The organism is Sinimarinibacterium flocculans (assembly GCF_003201205.1).
GTDB classification, from domain to species: Bacteria; Pseudomonadota; Gammaproteobacteria; order Nevskiales; family Nevskiaceae; genus Solimonas; species Solimonas flocculans.
Genome location: NZ_QICN01000006.1, coordinates 242,182 through 259,645, shown reverse-complemented (window position 1 = coordinate 259,645; position 17,464 = coordinate 242,182). Strand labels below are relative to the sequence as shown.

Annotated in this window: 20 protein-coding genes; 6 read left to right on the top strand and 14 right to left on the bottom strand. The window is 64.5% G+C overall.

The features are described from left to right. The coding region (mobF, locus tag C8D93_RS12670; protein ID WP_146216595.1) for a MobF family relaxase at positions 1-1,999 on the bottom strand (1,999 nt) is incomplete at its 3' end. A gap of 263 nt (positions 2,000-2,262) precedes the next feature. Beyond that, complete coding sequence (locus C8D93_RS12665) at positions 2,263-2,574, bottom strand: hypothetical protein (RefSeq protein ID WP_110265562.1); 312 nt, start codon at positions 2,572-2,574, stop codon at positions 2,263-2,265. 355 nt (positions 2,575-2,929) lie between these two features. On the opposite strand from C8D93_RS12665, the gene C8D93_RS12660 reads away from it, so the two are divergent. Further along, on the top strand, positions 2,930-3,154 hold the full coding sequence (locus C8D93_RS12660) for a DNA-binding protein (RefSeq protein WP_110265561.1): 225 nt from the start codon (positions 2,930-2,932) through the stop codon (positions 3,152-3,154). A gap of 100 nt (positions 3,155-3,254) precedes the next feature. Here the strand turns inward: C8D93_RS12660 and C8D93_RS12655 are convergent, their stop codons facing one another. The 5 genes from C8D93_RS12655 to C8D93_RS20420 all read right to left on the bottom strand — a co-directional run bounded on the left by C8D93_RS12655 (position 3,255) and on the right by C8D93_RS20420 (position 6,083). Then, a complete protein-coding gene (locus C8D93_RS12655) occupies positions 3,255-3,605 on the bottom strand; it encodes a hypothetical protein (RefSeq protein ID WP_110265560.1) in 351 nt (116 codons plus the stop codon). Between the two features lie 83 nt (positions 3,606-3,688). Further along, positions 3,689-4,300 carry a hypothetical protein gene (locus tag C8D93_RS12650; protein ID WP_146216594.1) on the bottom strand — a complete coding sequence of 204 codons (612 nt, stop codon included), beginning with the start codon at positions 4,298-4,300 and terminating at the stop codon, positions 3,689-3,691. 279 nt (positions 4,301-4,579) lie between these two features. Continuing rightward, positions 4,580-5,518: a reverse transcriptase family protein gene (locus C8D93_RS12645; protein WP_110265558.1), complete on the bottom strand. Its 939-nt coding sequence runs from the start codon at positions 5,516-5,518 to the stop codon at positions 4,580-4,582. Next, the gene (locus C8D93_RS12640; RefSeq protein WP_110265557.1) at positions 5,519-5,845 is read right to left on the bottom strand and encodes a helix-turn-helix transcriptional regulator; all 327 of its coding nucleotides are present in this window, start codon (positions 5,843-5,845) and stop codon (positions 5,519-5,521) included. A gap of 22 nt (positions 5,846-5,867) precedes the next feature. Continuing rightward, positions 5,868-6,083, bottom strand: a complete 216-nt coding sequence (locus C8D93_RS20420; protein ID WP_146216593.1) for a hypothetical protein — start codon at positions 6,081-6,083, stop codon at positions 5,868-5,870. Between the two features lie 785 nt (positions 6,084-6,868). Between C8D93_RS20420 and C8D93_RS12635 the strand changes: the two genes are divergently transcribed. After that, positions 6,869-7,159 carry a hypothetical protein gene (locus C8D93_RS12635; RefSeq protein WP_146216592.1) on the top strand — a complete coding sequence of 97 codons (291 nt, stop codon included), beginning with the start codon at positions 6,869-6,871 and terminating at the stop codon, positions 7,157-7,159. 305 nt (positions 7,160-7,464) lie between these two features. Here C8D93_RS12635 and C8D93_RS12630 read toward each other — a convergent pair whose 3' ends face one another. The 4 genes from C8D93_RS12630 to C8D93_RS12615 form a co-directional block, all read right to left on the bottom strand. Beyond that, positions 7,465-7,737: a DUF2442 domain-containing protein gene (locus tag C8D93_RS12630; RefSeq protein WP_211307321.1), complete on the bottom strand. Its 273-nt coding sequence runs from the start codon at positions 7,735-7,737 to the stop codon at positions 7,465-7,467. Between the two features lie 381 nt (positions 7,738-8,118). Beyond that, positions 8,119-8,445 carry a hypothetical protein gene (locus tag C8D93_RS12625; protein ID WP_110265554.1) on the bottom strand — a complete coding sequence of 109 codons (327 nt, stop codon included), beginning with the start codon at positions 8,443-8,445 and terminating at the stop codon, positions 8,119-8,121. Continuing rightward, complete coding sequence (locus C8D93_RS12620; RefSeq protein ID WP_110265579.1) at positions 8,432-8,713, bottom strand: hypothetical protein; 282 nt, start codon at positions 8,711-8,713, stop codon at positions 8,432-8,434. Before C8D93_RS12620 ends, C8D93_RS12625 begins: the two co-directional genes overlap by 14 nt. A gap of 85 nt (positions 8,714-8,798) precedes the next feature. Beyond that, complete coding sequence (locus C8D93_RS12615) at positions 8,799-9,431, bottom strand: hypothetical protein (protein ID WP_366515933.1); 633 nt, start codon at positions 9,429-9,431, stop codon at positions 8,799-8,801. Between the two features lie 347 nt (positions 9,432-9,778). On the opposite strand from C8D93_RS12615, the gene C8D93_RS20415 reads away from it, so the two are divergent. Next, positions 9,779-10,618, top strand: a complete 840-nt coding sequence (locus C8D93_RS20415) for a hypothetical protein (protein ID WP_146216591.1) — start codon at positions 9,779-9,781, stop codon at positions 10,616-10,618. Positions 10,619-11,016: 398 nt separating this feature from the next. Here the strand turns inward: C8D93_RS20415 and C8D93_RS12610 are convergent, their stop codons facing one another. The 3 genes from C8D93_RS12610 to C8D93_RS12600 are packed head-to-tail and all read right to left on the bottom strand — an operon-like array spanning position 11,017 to position 13,517. Next, complete coding sequence (locus tag C8D93_RS12610; protein WP_110265552.1) at positions 11,017-11,760, bottom strand: amino acid ABC transporter ATP-binding protein; 744 nt, start codon at positions 11,758-11,760, stop codon at positions 11,017-11,019. Continuing rightward, positions 11,753-12,649: an amino acid ABC transporter permease gene (locus C8D93_RS12605; protein ID WP_110265578.1), complete on the bottom strand. Its 897-nt coding sequence runs from the start codon at positions 12,647-12,649 to the stop codon at positions 11,753-11,755. The genes C8D93_RS12610 and C8D93_RS12605 overlap by 8 nt, the downstream gene beginning before the upstream one ends. Before the next feature lie 52 nt (positions 12,650-12,701). Beyond that, on the bottom strand, positions 12,702-13,517 hold the full coding sequence (locus C8D93_RS12600; protein WP_110265551.1) for a transporter substrate-binding domain-containing protein: 816 nt from the start codon (positions 13,515-13,517) through the stop codon (positions 12,702-12,704). 178 nt (positions 13,518-13,695) lie between these two features. Between C8D93_RS12600 and C8D93_RS12595 the strand changes: the two genes are divergently transcribed. From C8D93_RS12595 to astD, 3 genes are read left to right on the top strand one after another with little or no spacing between them, the layout of a single operon-like run. Beyond that, positions 13,696-14,910 carry a hydrolase gene (locus tag C8D93_RS12595; RefSeq protein ID WP_110265550.1) on the top strand — a complete coding sequence of 405 codons (1,215 nt, stop codon included), beginning with the start codon at positions 13,696-13,698 and terminating at the stop codon, positions 14,908-14,910. A 56-nt stretch (positions 14,911-14,966) separates the two neighbouring features. After that, positions 14,967-15,980 carry an arginine N-succinyltransferase gene (astA, locus tag C8D93_RS12590; RefSeq protein ID WP_110265549.1) on the top strand — a complete coding sequence of 338 codons (1,014 nt, stop codon included), beginning with the start codon at positions 14,967-14,969 and terminating at the stop codon, positions 15,978-15,980. Further along, the gene (gene astD / locus C8D93_RS12585; protein WP_110265548.1) at positions 15,977-17,464 is read left to right on the top strand and encodes a succinylglutamate-semialdehyde dehydrogenase; all 1,488 of its coding nucleotides are present in this window, start codon (positions 15,977-15,979) and stop codon (positions 17,462-17,464) included. Before astA ends, astD begins: the two co-directional genes overlap by 4 nt.

Here is a 17,464-nt window from a genome sequence, read left to right as displayed (position 1 = left end):
GGATGTCGCGCGCGCCGTCGTTGAGAGCAGTCTTGTCGACGTTGCGCGCTGTCAGCATCAGCGTCTGCGCGCGATCGTCGCCGGCGGCGCGCCAGCGCTCGAGAATGGCCTTGAGCCGTTGATCGCGGTCCTGGATCTCCTGCGTGTCGGGTTTGAGGCGCGCCATCGCGGCCGGGATGTCGCCCTGAATTGCGGCGCGAACGGCCGCCTTGTGCTCGTCACGTGTCTGCCGCCGCAATTCGTCCAACTCGACGTGCTTCATGAGGGGCAGCATCTGCGCGAAAGGCTTGCCGGCCCCGATGGCGGGAAGCTGCTGCGGGTCACCGATCAGGATCACGCGAGCGCCCAGGCGCTCGGCGAGAAAGCTCAGTTTGCGCATGTCGGCGCTGCCGATCTGCGAGGCTTCATCGAGCACCCAGGCTTCCTTCTCGTGCTCTGCGCGGAGCTTCGCGGCCTCGTGCGGGCCGGCGTTCTTAAGAGCCGACCATGCGCGCTCCGCCGCGTTCAGATGCTTTCGCAGCGTGCTGGATTCGATGCCGCTTTCACGCGCGACCTGGCGGGCGGCGTCAGCATTGCCGGCCAGGCCCTTCAGCGCATAACCGCGCCCTTCGAGCAATTGCCGGGCCGTCCCGAGCATGTAGGTTTTGCCGGTGCCGGGCCGGCCGAGCACGCCGATGAAGCGGTCGCGGCTGGTGGCGATCAGCGTGGCGGCCTTGCGCTGGCCATCGTTGAGCTCGGTGCACGCCAGGGCGGCCGCGGCCTCTCGCGGGCTCATCACTGGCGACACGGCATTCTCGCCGCGCTGGACAGCCTCCAAGGTGCGTTTCTCTTGTTCCAGGGCCTTCGGCGTGGTCCACCCGTCCCGCGCGCCCAGGCGCGTTTCTCGCAGCGCACCGCCGGCTGCGTAGCGGCGCACGGCGGCCAAGGCGTTCGCCAGGCGCAGGCGGCCGACGCCGTTGGCCAAGGTCTCGCGCAACAGGTCACCTCGGAGGAAGACGGCCTCGCTCTCGGATAGCCGGTCCGAGGCATCGAGGATTGCTCGGGTGTCGTCGAAGCGTTCCGTCGGTGTCACGTCGCCGGCCTTGAGTGCACCGGCGAGCACGCGATCGCCATCGAAGCCGTGCTCTTGGGCTTGTGCCTTCCAATGCTCCGCGATCGCTTCGCGGGAGTACGGGTGCTTGCCGGAGCGCGTTCGAAGCGCGGCCTGTTCCGCAGCCTTGGCGCCGGTCAGGCCACGCTCCGCCATCGCGCGCTCGATGTCTTCCCGTCGCGTTGAGAAGGTTTCGATCAGCGGCTTGGGCACGGCGGCCAACTCAAAGCTGCCATCGCGTGCCGTCTTCTCGACGGCATAGCCGAGGCGCTGCGCGTCGGCGGCGAGCTCTGCCCGATAGATCATGCCGCCCAGCTTCTGATCCTCGTAAAACGGCTTGGATTCGATCGCTACCCAGCGGCCATCGGCGCGCTGCGTGACGTTGGCCACGACCGCGTGCGTGTGCAGCTGCGGGTCCATGTTGCGGCTGGTGTGGTGTTCGAACAGCGCCGCGACCAGGTTGTCGCCCTGACGCTGGCGTCCTTCCCAGGCCCAGCCGCCACGCTGGCGGTAGGCGGTGCTGTGCTTCTGAAGGTAGGCCAGCGCCTTCTCGACGGCGCGCTCGTGCGCTTCGCGCAGGCGCGCGTCCCCGAAGGCTTCGACCATGATCGACACGCTCTTCGGCGCGCTGAAGGTCAGATCCCAACCCGGCTGGGTCGTCTTCAGCGACGTGCCGTTCGGGAGCTTGCCGTCGAGAAGATTCTTGAAGGTGTCGGGATCAACGGCACCGGATAGTCCCAGGCGCTGCGCTGCGGCGCCCCACCACTGACCTTGTGCGTCGGACGACTCGGTGCGTGTGGTGTAGTAGTCGTCTTTCTCGTAGTACGAGACTGCAGCCGCGCTGTCGCGCAGGCGTGAAATCGTGAGCATCGGGCTTGCTCCTGCAAGTCCGATCCCGCCGCCCTGCACACGATTCTACCGAGCCAGGGCACGCGCTGCTCGATCTCGCGACAATCAGCTCTTCGAGAGTGCATTTTCTCTGCGTGCCGTCCGCAGCTCGCATAGTGTCGCTTCTACACTACAGAGTGTCGTCTGCACAGCCTGCCGGGCTCGCGCCGTCTGCGCGCGCAGCTCGGCCGTCAACTCGACCAACAGCTGCTCCGTGCCCTGCGGACCTTTCTGCGAGCGCCTATCGATTTTGGTCACCAAGCATCACTCTCGCGAAGGCTGAGCTACGGCAGGTCCGCGATCCGCATCGGTTCGTCGCGGCGCATCGGCTCCAGCTCGACGCCCCCGTGCGTCTCGCCGATCTCCGCCAATGCCGAGCCCAGACCAAACTCGCTGGCCGGTACGCCATCGCGGTAGTGCTTGCCCAGTATCTCGATCGCCTGATCGTAGGTCAGTTCGCCACGAATCAGCTTGGCGTCGAGCACCCGCACGACCGGGCTCGCGGGTGGTAGCCCCTCGCGGAGGTTGCTGCGCTCGGCGGCAGCCAGAGCGGCCGCTCGTGCTCCTTCGGGATTGGTGTTCGAGTTCTGCGTCATGCTGGCTCCCGGTGCAGTGTGGGATTCCGTATCGTATTTCGTATCGTAGTTACGAAATACGATACGAAGCGCGGTGGCGGCCCAGGATGCGGAACCATCTCAAGGCCTCACACGTCTCGAATGGTTGCCGCGAAGACATACGATAACGCGACGCGGGCCCTCGGCGCTCCCACTTCCGAAGCTGCGCATCGACGTTTCGCATGCGAAACGGATCAGAACAGAAAAAGGCGACTGCCGCGAGGGGCCGCCGCCCGATCTGAGAAATAGCTAAAAGGGATAAAATAGCCAATGTTTCACGTGGGACATCGGCGACGTTTCGCATGCGAAACTGAGGCGGCCGCCCCTTGGAGCGACGATGACTACGGATACAGCACCGGACGTTCGGTACAGCTTGGTGATCTCGGCAGACCTCGACAGTCGCCTTGAAGCACTGGCGCAGGGCCGCTCCATGAGCAAGGCCGACATCCTGCGGCGCGGATTGGCGCTGTATGAGGTTGCGGTTGGCGCTCAAGCAACCGGCAGCCGGTTCGGAATCGTCGACGCGGATGACCGGCTCACCACCGAGATTGTGGGGCTCTGATGACGGCAATTCAGTGGGGAGAGGCGTCGCGATATCGCGGCCCGTTCATGTGCTCGACGAGCTAAGTCTCGCCGAAACAGGGAGGGTGATTCCGGCTGGTTCACCAGGGCCAGGCGGCGTAGATGACTTCCTTTGTGAGCGATCCGCTCATGACCAAGAACAGCAGGGCAAATCCGGTCAGGTAGATGTTCAGCCGCCAAAGAAGGAGCAGCATACCGACGAAGCCTCGATAGCGAACGACGTAACGCTTGGCAATCCTTCGATACTCGCCACCCTTCGAGAAGGTCCACACGAACAGCACCGCGAAGAAGATCGCTGCAAACGGAGGCGGCCTCTCGAACTGCAGCGCCGTAGCCGCGAGCGAGACCCCCAAGACTCCGATGACGTCGTTAGCAAAGGAAAAATACCGATCCGCGATCTCGTCTTCCAGACTTCCATGCAACACCGACATGACTCCTGCGCCTCCCCCTGGGTAATTGGCGCCGACCGTTCTGGGAAGCTCTGAACGCGTCGGAAGAAGTTGCTGCTGCACAGCTATATCAACTTTTCCAAGTCAGACGCAGCGAGACGCTCCACCCGCTCCGTCATCACGCCGTTCGGCCACCTCTGGCGATGCAAAAGCGTCACCGTTCCATCCCTGCCTGGAATGCGAACGGTCCACTCATAAATGGGCCGGCTTTCTCGATGAGTCTGAGAGGGTGGTAGCTGCTCGCCCCCGGGTACGTCGCCCCCCGGCTCAACGGAAAAGTCAGGATCGCCCAGCACCGCCAGTTGCGCCGCACGCGACTCAGCACCCGCAGATTGTCCTACAAGACTGGGCGTCGTTTGCCGGCGACACCATCGCCAAGCGGACTTGTCCAGAGTCAGGTAACTCCGAAGGCCTTCTACTGACTCCAAGCTCTCGATCTGGTGCTCCGGAACATGAAGCACCAAATCGAACGTACGCTCGCCGTCCTCGTGACCCACATCATGCGCGCTGATCGAGACACGGAACTCACGCCCATCGGGCAAGACAAGCAACCCCTCGGTGTAGTCGACGATCTCAAAGCGCTCGATAGCGACCGCGTCGACAGTCTCAGCACGAACGTCCAATAGAGGAGCGCCCGGGAGAATTGGCGGTAGAGGGATCGCGTCGACCGTTCGCATCGCGGACTCGATCGCGGCCGCGAGGGCTTGGCCAGCGCAGCGTTCTACGGTCTGGCCATCGAGGTGTCGAAAGTGTGGGCGCCTCTTATAGATCTTCGCTTCGGCGTTCACCGCTTCCAGGGCCTGCCCGCAGCCAGGGCAGACGCAATTGCAGCGTTGTCCGGTCGCCCCCTCGCGAACGTGCCTGAGGGCACCCGACTCAGCATCGAGTGCAAACACCAGCGCATCGTCGCGTCCTAAGGCCACAACCTCCCCTCCATCGAGAACTGAATCCGATGATCAGCCGCACTCACGTCGGTTCTCGATGACCCGCGCAAGCTCGCCCGCTAGCCGAGCAGCTCCCGAGGGATGCAACCTCCGGACATGAGCAATTCGCCCGCGAATCGAATCCACCGACCGGTTGAAGGACGCACCCGACTGCATCTCGCGCAACTGGTGGATTGCCGCACGGACCTGATCGCGGTAGCGGCGAGGTATTGTCGGTGCGGAGGCCGAATTGACTACGAGGCCAGTGATCTTCTGCTGAACTCCGCCAGACATGATCTTGAGCTTCGGCTTCAGCCGCCCGCGGCCCGTCGCGCGATGCACCTTCAGGCGCCGTGCTGAGAGCAGCTTCGCCGCCACGTTGATCAGTGGTCTCGGATCGCCGCCAGATATCGCAATGTCGTCGACGAATCGGGTGTAGGTAAGGTCGAGCGAAGCAGCGGCCGCTTCAAGCGGCTTGTCGACCTGAAACGCCAGCACAAGGTTCGCGATCGCAGGACTAGTCGGCGCGCCCTGCGGAAGCTGGCTGTCGTATGTCGTGAGTCGGGTCAGCAACCGCGCTACGTCGCGCCCAAAGCCAAGGTCATTCCGGAACATCCTATAGACGACATAGTGCCGCACACTGTCGAAGAACGACTTCACGTCCACGCAGATTACGCAAGGCTTTCCGAGATGCTGTTCGGCATTGGTCCGCGGCGAGCGGCCACTTACTGCCCCGTGAACGCATGCCGACAACTCGATCGGATCAAGAATGACGCGATGGATGCGCTGCTGAAGCGCCTTGAGTTCCTTTCGAGGCACGTTGAGCATGCGAGAGCGTCCACGCTTCTCGTCATAGAGAGCGGTAGGACGGTAGTGTGAATCGATGTCGTCAGCGATTTCCGTCATGCGCTCGATCGGTGTCCCGACGCGGGCAGCGAGATCGCGAATCGACAGTATCGGTGCGGCTACCATTCAGGCATCCAGTGCCAGCTGACGCGGCGCGTCCGGTGTTGCAGAGACGAGCAGTCGCAACAAGGTTCGCGCAAGATCGGTGACGTTGCGATCGTCCTCGGACTCGATGGCCCGCGAAGTCGAAGCCAGCACCGTCACCATTGCCGCCGGCACTCCTACTGCGCCGGCAAGACCGTTAATGACGCGCAGACTGGGCTGCCGTTTGCCAGCCTCGATCAGCGAAAGCTGGCTCGTTGAAACGCGCATTCGCTTGGCCAACTCGGACTGCTTGAGTCCGAAGGCCGCGCGGATGATGCGAAATGCTTTTGCGTAGTCGTGCTGTTCCATTAGATCTGAATCACCCCGGTCTTCAGCCTGCCTGCTGCTCAACGAGTTCGGCGAGAACAGCCATTACGATCTCAGTTGCCAGGAATAGCTTCTGGCGATCCAACTTCCCTGACCGTGCTGCCATCTCCAACTCCCGCTTTGCAACCCGCAGTCGATCTCCTCGACCAGGTCCAAGTCTCGGGTCATTCAGCACCTTGGTGATCAACCGCAGTGCCTCTTGAAGCTCTTTCGATTTCATGACGTTTGCCTCTCTTGCTGGGGCGGATGCCCCCTCGCCGTTGAGCAAGACCCCGAGAAAGGCCCGAGACGGACCGGGTGATTCAGACTCCAGTAGCGCGCATAGCGCTCCTCGCCACCACCGATCACTCCGCCAGTCCAGGCTCAGTCGCCCAGCCCTCGGGAGTGCGTGACAGCATGCGTACCTCACGGCACGCGGCCCGCGACAAAGCGCACGGGCCATTGAGTGGGGCAAGCCCCAGACTCCGGCACCAGTTCACGTGGCACCGCTTAAGGTCTTCAAACGCCTGAATTTGAAAGAGCGCGAACGCCGGGTAGCCGGCGCCCTGTGCAGATAATCTTGAACGAGCTCTCGCGGCTTGTCAACTATATTGACTCTGGGACACCCTAATTGACATAGAGCAATAGACTGTAAGTAGATCGTTCTCCGCCGTTTCGCATGCGAAACGACCGATCAGGGGTCGGCGGGATTGGAAGTAGGGTCGCATTCCGCGGACGCCGGCATTTCCGAGTACGACGAAAAGATCGACAGCACCGGTTGCTCAACGATGAATCCCGGCGACGCCTGCATCGGCGCGAGGGCATGGACTCCCGGCGCTAACGCTGCCCGTTTCGGCGGTTGACGGCCGCCGGTGTTCAAGCCAAGCTGCAGTTCAAGGGCTGGAATGTCCTGCGTCCACTGCAAAGCCGCCGGCAAATCGCTTCAACGCTGTACCGCATGACAGTTCTCCTTTCCAGGGAACCTCAGCGAGTGGAATGTGGTACCCAACGCATCAGGAAACTGTTATGAACATGCAGCAGCATCTCGACACCTGTAAGCGCCGAGCGCATCAGATCAAGGCAGATCATCCAAGCCTTGGCTACATGAAGCGCTTGGACATCGCCGCCCAGGAACAAGGTTTCAAGCACTACACGGTGCTTCAGAAGCTGTTCAAGCTCCTCGGACCGGATGCGGCGCCAAGCCGCATCGCGATTGTAAGAGCAGGCGGGAACGAGTCGGACTCTCCATATAGGCAACTGACCGCCGGAGTCGGCATTGCTTGGAGATCGGCGACGCCTGCCACGGATTCGCGTTGAAGCGCTGAGGGCGCTCGTGACGCGCGACTGTAGTAGCCATCTGCGTTTCGCACGCGAAACGCAGATGGCTCACGGACGACTGGCTTCTACGAGGATTCTCAAGCATCGAGGCAGCGCGCCGAGCCTAGTGCGTCGGAATCTCAATGCACAACACGCGCGTGTGCCGGCGCAGGAGTGCCGGAGATTCAGCAGCAGGGCCGATGGAAGAACCCGCAGATAGTGGTCCGCTATGGCGAGCGCATCGAAGCGGGCCGCAGCGCAATGGCGAAGTTCAGAGGGGGGTGACGTTTCGCGTCGACAGCCCCTTACCGAGGCTCGAACTCGCCGCGCTGAGCGATCGAGTCGTGCATGGCGTCCGGCGCCAGATCCAGTCCACCGGGCCACGTCACAACCCCCAGCTCGACACCAACCTGGGAAAACAAAGTTGGGTCAGCGAGGCGGCGGAACTCGCCGGCCTCCTGCGACTGCACGAGGCGCCTCATTCTGACGGTGCCTGACAGGCCGTCGTTGAACTCGACCTTCAGCTCAAAATCCGGCAGCACCTCGACGCGGCGAACACGCCACGGCGCCGCCGGCACGACAGCCGGCGCTACCGCAGGGGCTCGATCTTCTTCGGCGGCTGCTCGCGCTCGCACAGCGTCCAGTCCTCCATCAGTTCCCGTCGATGAGCTTGCGCCCATGCCAGTACCATCTCATGGGCGCGGCGATCTTCACCAAGTAGATTGCAACCTGATTTGCCGATGCGCCGGTAAGCATCTTGGGCTAGACGTTGCTATCGGAGTACGAACTCGCCGCGTTGCGCGGTCGAATCGCGCATTGCGTCCGGCGCCAAGTCTAGGCCGCCAGGCCAGTTGAACACCCCCACGTAAACGAGCGCCGAAGAGCCGGTGGGTGTCGCTGCCGACTCCGCGTTTCGCATGCGAAACGTCAATGTCTGCCCCTTTACTTCCGTTGGCGGATTATTTCTTGCCATAGGTGGTGTCGTGATCTGGAGGGATCGAGAGCAGACGGATGAAGTCGCCATCGCGGTAGGCCACTGCCCGGCGCGCCTGTGTGATGCGCAGGCTATAGAGTGCTGCAATGCCTGCGGGTGGCTCGACGCTGGTGATCTTTTCCCAGCGCAGGCCTTTGTCTCGATAGACCTGATTCCAAGTGAGCTGGCGCAGCTTGCCCAGCATGTCCAGTGCCGCGTGACGTTCAGCTTTCTGCAATCCGAAGAGGTCGCGTTGGAATACGGGATTGTTCAAATCCAGGCGAACCGTGGAGTCGCGGTCAGCGGCTGTCATCGCGCAGGCGCTTCAACAGCGCTTCGCCATCGTCGTCGCTCGCAGGGTGAGACTGAGCCCAAGCCAGCGCCTCACGCAGGCTCTCAGCGGTTTGCGGGTGGTGCAACCAGCGCTCGTTGTCGGGAACCACCGTAGCGGTGCGTACCAACCAGACACCGGGTTCCTTTTCTTCGAGCAGCACTTGCCGCCCGGCGTACTGCTTGCCCAGGGAAATCGTCCCATTGGCCCCGACAATTTTCACAGTGGACTGGGTTGTGAGAGCGGGCACCGCCACCTCCGAGCTTGTAATGGCACTATCGCACTATAGCACGAACACACAAATGCGAGTGCCGACCTCGGCCGGGCGGCAGTCGCTAGGATATCGGCGACGCCGGCACGGGGGCGGGTTTCAGGGCAATCAGCGTCGAGACCTGCTGGTGGGTTTGTAGCCAAGCGGCCGTGACGGCGCATCGTGCGCCGACCAGGCCAGTCATTTTGGCGAGATCGTCCGTCAGGTTGCGACTGAAAATCGGTTCGTGGTGGGCTACACGATTCCGCAGCAAGCGGATTTGCTCGAGATCGTTGTATATCTGTTCGCGAAGCGTTGCCGGCAGCAGCTGATGATTCAGGTTGGGGAACAGCCGGGGCAGAAGCGGATTCCACAGACGAACGTCATGGCGCCGCGTGTACATCTTCTGCCAGAACGCGAATTTGAGTTCAGGGATGACCTTACCCGTCGTTGGCTGACGAGCACGAACAGTTCGCAGATCGCGTTGAGGGTCGTAGTACGTTCCTGATGGAAGGCTGCGCTCAAAGTTGGTATCCCAGGGCCAGCGTGGGCCATATGTGGCCTCGAGCGCTTCGTGGACAGCATTGCGAATGCTCACCTCGCATATGTGCAGTGGCGCCATCAAGGCGGCGGAGATCTGCGCATTCCACGTGTAGAGTTCTAGGGCCGAGACATCGGGGGCCGCCGACGTGCGCATGGCCGTTTCGTATGTCCCCATGCGAGCGGACGAAATGATGCCCTTGACTGCGGCGGCGATAGCGGGCGTTGACATCCTGAGCAAGCTCCCATAGTCTTCTTGTGCTGGCTTCGGGACATGTGGGCGCAAGCCTCCCCCCGAGGACATACGATAACGCGAAGGCTCACGGAAACGTGGGCCTTTGTCGTTTCGGCGCAAAGGCGCATCGACGAAGACCGCGGTTTCGCATGCGAAACCGCGCCAAAGACAGATAAAGCAACCGCGAACGAGATCGGTCGCCCGGAGTCCACCCGGACCAAAGGGAGGGTGAAAGCGGCCTGGGGCAGAATCGACGGCGCAACAAGCGAGCGTGCGAAACTGTAGTAGCAATGCTCAAAAGTTCCGGCGACTATCTGAAAATCTGCGCTGCAGCAGCAGCCTACAAAGGTAAGCTGCTGGACCGACCGATCGTGCTTGAACACGACACTCGGAATGCTCTGGATATCCTCCGAGATCGATCAGCCGACACGATCACTCACTTCGTCGACGTGCCCGTTCGAGACATCATCGGTTGCGGACATCTCAACTTCGGGGCCCCGCCATTGACATGGAGAGAATCCATCCGAAAGGTCGGCTATGGCTGGCAGGACGGTGTCATTAACTACTTCGAGTCTGCAATTCGAGATGCCGATTTCCCTGGCGATGGCGCTCGCTACGGCCTTCGGTTGCTTCGTCATCGTCTGCCGGGAGGTCGAGGTCCGATATTCGTCGAGAACGGCATACACCGATCCGTTGGGCTGGTGAATTGGATGATCTCTACGCGCGGCGACGAGAGCGTAGTAATCCAAGTCCAGGTTTGCGAGTGCCCATTGAGAAGTGACTTGGCGTTTGGCCTGGCCGCACTGGCTAACGGCAAGCCCGTCCGCATGAGATCTTTACTGTCGACTTATTCCGCCCCCTACCGACCACCGTTTGTAGCGCCGGAAGCTTCCGCATTAGTCCTCGTCGGCGAGTTCGCGCAACCGGAAGCTTATGCCCTCATCGGCCAAGGCAGAGAGACTGCACTTCACGAGGTGCATCCGCCGCAACGGCCGCTGCTCCAACGCCCGTCGGCTTGGCGACGTCACTACCTTGAATGCCTACAAATCGCCATGGGGCCGGAAACTATCGTCCCGAGCGGATACCTAGACGCGGTGGCAGAGGCATCTGCGGACAAGCGAAACGACTAGCGGCGGCGTTTCGCATGCGAAACGCACGTCGAGCGCTCAGAGACCATTCGATCTGCTCTACATCTGCTCCGAACCCGCAACATAGTGCAAATTCGCGCAATGTTCCACAAAGACGCGCAATGTCATTGTTGTTGAATTTCAACGCGTTATGATGTGAATCAGGTGCTTACATGCGCCTGTGCCTTCCCTTAGGAGGCGGATGCTCTATCCACTGAGCTACGAAGGCGCTGATCCCGCAAACGATACCGCCAATAATCCATCATGGCGCCGCGTCCTGCCCGGCCGTCCATGGCCGGGCGTTCGCCGGGGCGAATGTCCACTGGACATTCGCTGATCCGGCTCACCCACTGAGCGACGAAGGCCTTGCTCCAACCGCGCGCATGGTAGTCCAAGGCGCATCAGCCCTGCAGGACCTGCCCCAGGAACGCCTGCAGGCGCGGATGCCCGGACCCGTCGAAAAAGCGTTGCGGTTCATCGACATGGCAGATGCGGCCGGCGTCCATGAAGACCACCCGGCTGGCCACCGCGCGGGCGAAACCCATCTCGTGAGTCACGACGCACATGGTCATGCCCTCTGCCGCCAGCGCCTTCATCACGTCCAGCACTTCCCCGACCTTCTCGGGATCGAGCGCACTGGTGGGCTCGTCGAACAGCATGATCTGCGGATTCATCGCCAGCGCGCGGGCGATGGCGACGCGCTGCTGCTGGCCGCCGGAGAGCTGCCCCGGATACTGGTCGTGCTTGTCACCCAGACCGACCTTGTCGAGCAGCCGCAGGGCCTGTTCGCGCGCCTGCGCGTCGGCGACACCGCCGACGATGCGGGGCGCCAGCATCAGGTTCTGCAGCACCGTGCGATGCGGAAACAGGTTGAAGGCCTGGAACACCATGCCGACGCGGGTCCGCAGGCGGTTCAGGTTGGTGCGCCGGTCGTGCACCGCCTCGCCCAGCACCCGGATCTCGCCGGCGCTGATCGGCTCCATCGCGTTGAGTGTGCGCAACAGCGTCGACTTGCCCGAGCCGCTCGGGCCGACGATGCAGACCACCTCCCCGCGCGCAACCGTCAGCGACACCTCGTCCAGTGCGGCAACGCCGTTGCCGTAGGTCTTGCAGACGCCGCGCGCCTCGATCAGGACCTCAGTCATGGGCGAGCCTGCGTTCGAGCCGCCGTACCCAAATCGACAGCGCGCCGGTGAGCAGCAGGTACATCGCCGCGACCGTGAACCAGACCTCGAAGGGGCTGAAAGTCGAGCTGACGACCTCGCGGCCGGCCTTGGTCAGATCCGTCAATGCCATCACCGACACCAGCGAAGAGTCCTTGATCAGGTTGATGAACTGCCCCGCCAGCGACGGCAGCGACTTCTTGAACGCCTGCGGCAGCACGACGTGTCGCATCGCCTGCGGGTAGGACAGGCCGAGGCTGCGCGCGGCCTCCATCTGGCCCCGCGGCACGGCCTCGATGCCGGCGCGCACGATCTCGGCGACATAGGCCCCGGTGAACACTGACAGCGCGGCGACGCCCGCCGTGAACGCCGACAGGTTCATCACCGTGCCGACGAAGAAGTAGAAGATGAAGATCTGCACGAGCAGCGGCGTGCCGCGGATCAGTTCGACGTAGGTCGCCGAAAGCGCGCGCGCCGCCGGATTGTGCGCAACCCGGCCAAGCCCGGCGACGACGCCGATGCCGAGCGCGAACAGCAGCGACAGCGCCGACAGCTTGAGCGTGAGCCACAGCCCCCAGACCAGCGGTCCTGCGGCGATGCCGGAGCGCATCGCGATCGCATCGCCCTCGAACACCAGATCGCCGTCGCCGCTGAGCACGCGGTCGAACGCGTCGATCCGCACCCGCTCGGCCGTGCGCAGGGATTCGACCTCGAGACTGCGCCCGTCGTCGGCAAGCTTCACGAAGCCGTCGAACGGCGCCACCACCTCCTCGCCGTCGAAACTCACGACGTACTGGGGAATGCGCTCCCAGTGCCAGTTGTAGTCGACGCGCTGCGCCGCGGCGTAGACCCCGTAGCCGAGCGCGGCCATCACCGCCGCATACAGGACGTACCAGCCCCAGGGTCGCACGGCCCGCCCCGGGTCAGCCGGCGACATTCTTCAACCAGGCCGTGTTCTCGAACCACTTGCGATAGAGCGCATCGTAGATACCCTCGTCGCGGATCTGCCGCAAGAAGTTGTTCAGCCAGTTGAGAAAGTCGGGGTCGCCCTTGCGCACCGCCCAGCCGAGCGCCTCGCGGGTGAACGGCTCGTGCAGGTGCACCACCGAATCCGCGAACCGCGCGGCGTAGATGACGTTGTAGGGCAGGTCGTAGACGAAGGCGTCGGCGCGACCGCTGCGCACCTCGATGGTCGCGTCGGCCTCGCTTTCGAAGCTCCTGATCCGCGCCTTGGGCATGAAGCGCCGCGCGGCGATGTCGCCCGTCGTCCCGAGCTTGGTGGCGATCGTGTAGCGCTCGTCGTCGAGCTGGCTGTAGCTGCTGATCGTCTCCCGATGCTTGGGGTTCATCAGGACCGACTGGCCGATGTAGATGTAGGGGTCCGTGAAGTTGACCTGCAGGTTGCGCTCCGGCGTGATCGTCATGCCTCCCATCAGCACATCGAACTTGTCGGTCAGCAGCGCCGGGATGATGCCGTCCCACTGCGTGTTCACCAGCGTCAGTTTCACACCCATCGACTTGGCCATCAGCCGGGCCAGATCGACGTCGAAGCCGATGATGTTGCCCTTGCGGTCGAGCATCTCGAACGGCATGTAGCCGGCTTCGAGCCCCACGCGCAACTCGCCGCGCTTGAGGATCTGGTTGAGCGTTGACTGCTCCCACAGCGCCTGATCCGACGCCCACACCGGCAGGCATGTCAGCAGGGCGAGTAACAGACTGGCACAGACCGATCGAATCATCACGATGAACCTTGTCGAGTCGTCCCGCCCGCACGGCTGCCTGCGGGCACGCGCTTGGGAGAAGAGGCCGTGGGCATCCGCCGCTTCCCGGCGCACCCCCAGGATTCCCCTCATGCGTAATATCCGCGTGCAGGACACGATGTAGATTCCCCCGATTAGAACAGAACGGGTCCGGCCGATGCGAGAGGAGTTCGCCCCCTTCCTGCAGTGGATCGACGCGCAGTTGCCGGAGATGCGCGACTCCCTCGTGCAACTGTCCGACCAGAACTCCGGCAGCTTCAACGCCGCCGGTGTGCGCGCGGTCGGCGAGCGCCTGCGCGCGCGCTTCGCGCCGCTCGGCTGCACGCACGAGTGGATCGAACTGCCGACCTTCGTGTCGACCGCGGACGACGGACGCCCGCGCGAACACCCCATCGGACCGGCGCTGCGCCTGCGCCAGCGGCCCGATGCGCCGCTGCAGGTGTTTCTCGGTGGCCACCTCGACACCGTCTTCGGGCCGGATCATCCGTTCCAGAAGACACGTCCGGACGGCGACGACGGCCTGCACGGCCCCGGCGTCGCCGACCTCAAGGGCGGGCTGCTCGTCATGTGGGCCGCGCTCGCGGCGCTCGAGCGCAGCCCGTGGCGCGAACGCATCGGCTGGGAAGTCCTGCTCAACCCGGACGAGGAGATCGGCTCCGCCGGCTCCGATCCCCTGCTGCGCGCCGCGGCCGGCCGCAACCGCTTCGGCCTGATCTACGAGCCCTCGTTTCCCGATGGCGGACTGGCGTCGGGCCGCAAGGGCAGCGGCAACTTCGATGTCATCGTCCACGGTCGCGCCGCGCATGCCGGCCGCAACCCGGAGGAAGGCCGCAATGCGCTGCGCGCCGCGGCCGACGCGATCCGCGCGATCGACAGCCTCAACGGCAGCCGCGACGGCGTGACGCTCAACATCGGCTATGCCCACGGCGGCGGCCCGCTAAACGTCGTGCCGGACCTCGCGGTCTTCAAGCTGAACGTGCGCACGACGATTCCGGACGATCAGTGCTGGGTGCAGGAGCAACTCGACCGCATCCTGATCGACGCGCGGCGTGACGGCATCCGCTTCGAGCTGCGCGGCGGCTTCACCCGGCCGCCGAAGATCGTCGACGCCCGCGCGCAGACGCTGATCGACTGGCTCGGCGACTGCGGGCGCGCCCTCGGCACGCCACTCGCGTTCAAGCCCACCGGCGGCTGCTGCGACGGCAACAATCTCGCCGCACACGGCCTGCCGAACGTCGACAACCTCGGCGTCGTCGGCCGCGATATCCACTCGGACGCCGAGCGCATGCGCGTCTCGTCGCTGACCGAGCGCGCGAAGATCTCCGCGCTGCTGCTGCTGCGCTGCGCCAGCGGCGAACTGGAGTGGCACTGAGATGACGGCCCGCCTCGACCGTACCGGACGGCGCGCCGCGCCGGGGGACATCTGACATGCGCTACATCCGCCCGATCGAAGCCGACGATCTCGACGCCCTGCTGCAGATGGCACGCACCGCCGGCGCCGGATTCACCTCGCTGCCGCCCGACCGCGACACCCTGCGCGCGAAGGTCGAACGCTCGCTCGCATCCTTCGCCGAGGACGTGCGCGAACCCGGACACCAGCGCTACATGTTCGTGCTCGCCGAATCGCAGACCGGAGAGATCGGCGGCTGTTGCGCCGTCGAGGCGGCCTGCGGCCTCGACGAGCCGTTCTACAACTACCACGTCGGCCTCACCGTCCACGCCAGCCGCACACTGGACGTGTACACGCGCGTGCCGACGCTCTACCTGTCGAACGACCTCACCGGCACGAGCGTGCTGTGCTCGCTGTATCTGGCCCCGACATTCCGCGAGAGCGGCATCGGGCATCTGCTGTCGAAGTCGCGCTTTCTGTTCATCGCCGGGCAGCGCCCGCGCTTCGCCGACAAGATCATCGCGGAAATGCGCGGCGTCTCCGACGAGACCGGCCGCTCGCCGTTCTGGGAGGGGCTGGGCCGTCACTTCTTCAGCATCGAGTACGAGCGCGCCGAACATATCGTCGGCCAGGGCAACAAGGCGTGCATCGCCGAACTGATGCCGACGCACCCGATCTACACCACCCTGCTGCCGCCCGAGGCGCAGCAGGTCATGGGACGCGTGCACGAACAGACCGCGCCGGCGCTCAAGCTGCTGGAGCAGGAGGGCTTCCGCTACCAGCGTTACATCGACATCTTCGACGGGGGACCGACGGTGGAGGCGCCGACGGCCCAGGTACGCTCGATCCGGCGTTCGCGGCTGCTGCGCGTGCGCATCGGCGAGCCGGCCGGACGCGGCCTGCCGCATCTGGTCTCCAACCAGTCGCTGGGCGGCTTTCGCTGCGTGCTTGCCCCGCTCACGCCGCAGCAGGACAGTGTGAGCCTGACACCGGAACTGGCAACGACCCTGGGCCTCGCCGAAGGCGACAACGCACGCGTGGTGGCGCTATGACGCAGACGGATTTCAAGACGACCGGGGAGCTGTATCTCGACGGACGCTGGCGCGGCGGCGCCGGTCCGGCGTTCGAGAGCCTTGCCCCGCACGATGGGCGCCGCGTCTGGCAGGGCCATGCGGCCGACATCACCGATGTCGACACCGCGTTCGCGGCCGCACGCGCGGCGTTCCCGGCCTGGGCCGATCGCCGCTTCGACGAGCGCGCGACGCTGGCGCGCGCGTTCGCCGTCATGCTCAAGGACCAGTCGGAGCCGCTGGCGCGATGCCTCGCCGAGGAGACCGGCAAGCCGTTGTGGGAGGCCCGCACCGAAGTCGCCGCCATGGTGGGCAAGATCGAGCTGTCGATCCGTGCCAATCGCGAACGCACGGGCGAGCACGAACAGGCCACCGACTTCGGCCGCCACGTCCTGCGCCACCGGCCGCACGGCGTCGTCGCGGTCTTCGGGCCGTACAACTTTCCCGGCCACCTGCCCAACGGCCACATCGTGCCGGCGCTGCTCGCCGGCAACTGCGTGCTGTTCAAGCCCAGCGAACTGACGCCGGCCACGGCGGAAATGACCCTACGACTGTGGGAGCGTGCCGGCATCCCGCCCGGCGTGCTGCAGTTGCTGCAGGGCGAGCGTGCCACGGGCGAGGCCATCGCCGCCCATGTGCAGCTCGACGGCCTGTACTTCACCGGCAGCCAGCGCACCGGCGCCCTGCTCCACCGCCAGTTCGCGGCGGACAGCGGTCGCATCCTCGCCCTGGAACTCGGCGGCAACAACCCCCTGATCGTCCGCGCCGTGGCCGACACCGACGCCGCGGTACTCGACACGGTGCAGTCGGCCTTCATCACCAGCGGTCAGCGCTGCACTTGTGCGCGCCGGCTGTTCGTGCCGCGCGGCAGCTGGGGCGATGCCTTCGTCGAGCGTCTCGTGGCGGTGACGCGCGGGCTGCGCATCGAGCGCTGGAACGCGGAGCCACCACCGTTCATGGGACCGGTGATCAGCGCCCGCGCCGCCGACCAGTTGCTGGCGGCGCAGGAGCGGTTGCTCGCGGTCGGCGCCCACAGCGTGCTGCCGCTGCGACGGCTCGACCCCGGTCCGGCCTTCCTCGCCCCGGGCATCATCGACGTGAGCGCGCTCGCCGAAGTGCCGGACGAGGAGTACTTCGGCCCCCTGCTGCAGCTGATCCGCTACGACACGCTCGACGAGGCCATTGCCGGCGCCAACCGCACGCGCTACGGCCTGTCGGCCGGCTTCATCGGCGAGGATGCCGCCGAGTACGAGCGCTTCCGCCTGCGCATCCGCGCCGGCATCGTCAACTGGAACCGGCCGACGACCGGCGCCTCGGGCGCCTTCCCCTTCGGTGGTGTCGGCGTCAGCGGCAACCACCGGCCGAGCGCGTACTACGCCGCAGACTACTGCGCGTATCCGGTCGCCAGCAGCGAGGCGCCGCAGCCGCTGCAACCGGCACAACTGCCGCCGGGACTGCTGCCGTGA